The sequence below is a fragment of the Pseudomonas sp. GW456-12-10-14-LB2 genome (assembly GCF_002884345.1).
GTDB lineage: Bacteria > Pseudomonadota > Gammaproteobacteria > Pseudomonadales > Pseudomonadaceae > Aquipseudomonas > Aquipseudomonas paraglycinae.
Genome location: NZ_POHV01000170.1, coordinates 1 through 269, shown reverse-complemented (window position 1 = coordinate 269; position 269 = coordinate 1). Strand labels below are relative to the sequence as shown.

Below are 269 nucleotides of genomic sequence, written 5' to 3'. Positions count from 1 at the left end.
CGGCTGGAGGGGGCCATGGGCGCTCACCTACCCCTGACGGGCGTGGTGTCAACGTGGCCGGCGCTCACCAGGCGCGCAGGGCCGCGAGGTTGTGATACATCCCGAACATCGCCGTCACGAAGATCGCGGCCATGCCCACGAGCTGGGTCCAGAAGCGGTGCCGCGTGAGCCGCCGGACGAGCTCGGCGACGTCCGGGTCGGCCTCGGCGATCCCCCGCGCGGTGGCGAGGCTGATCGCCCCCACCAGGGTCATGGGCCCGGCCAGGAAC

1 protein-coding gene is annotated in these 269 nt (G+C 72.9%); it reads right to left on the bottom strand.

Annotated features, from left to right (window positions below):
• Positions 1-64: 64 nt before the first annotated feature.
• Positions 65-269, bottom strand: a 205-nt coding sequence (locus C1X29_RS28585; protein WP_218275723.1) for a hypothetical protein, incomplete at its 5' end; no start/stop codon positions are given.